We start from the raw sequence: 569 nt of genomic DNA on the forward strand, positions 1-569 counted from the left end.
GTATCAATAGATGCCGCAATATCCGCATCTGTATATGACCTTAATGCTTCCACAAACGCTTGACCTTGTTGCCCTTCGGCAACGTTACAGCCATAGAATAAAATATCCCCTGTGTTACTTAATGCTTTTCCCCACTGTGCCAAACTTGCCGCATAATCGCCAATATTGTCTAAAGAAAGCGCTTCATTACCTAAATACAGCTTGCCGACATCACCATGAGAGACAATATGTACCGCTGAAAGATTGCTGTATTTTTGAAGTATTTTTGCAATTTCGTCCACACCATCTTCGCCTGGCAGAATCACTTCTACTGCGGCATCACGAGTGATATTGCCAATCAATACATGTGGGTCTTTGACTTGGCTATCAATGATGATCACTTCCTTAAATCGACTGTAATCGGTGGTAAAGGCTTCACTATTTGCCATTATTGCCTGCAACAGACTTTCTGTCTGATTGGCATGTTCATTTTCGGCAAGCGCCGCTAACACGTAGTTTTGTTCATCGGCGTTTACTCCATCCATGATATCGACTGTGGCAATTGCTGCACCATCAAACATAATGCGAGG

The 569-nt window shown here is 43.1% G+C and carries 1 protein-coding gene; it reads right to left on the reverse strand.

The window, feature by feature from the left end; genetic code table 11:
• On the reverse strand, window positions 1-569 hold a 569-nt coding region (locus M1V25_RS10290), incomplete at both ends, for a DUF4347 domain-containing protein (protein ID WP_498843228.1).

The sequence above is a fragment of the Candidatus Nebulibacter yamunensis genome, assembly GCF_024208055.1.
GTDB classification, from domain to species: Bacteria; Pseudomonadota; Gammaproteobacteria; order Francisellales; family Francisellaceae; genus Caedibacter; species Caedibacter lacustris.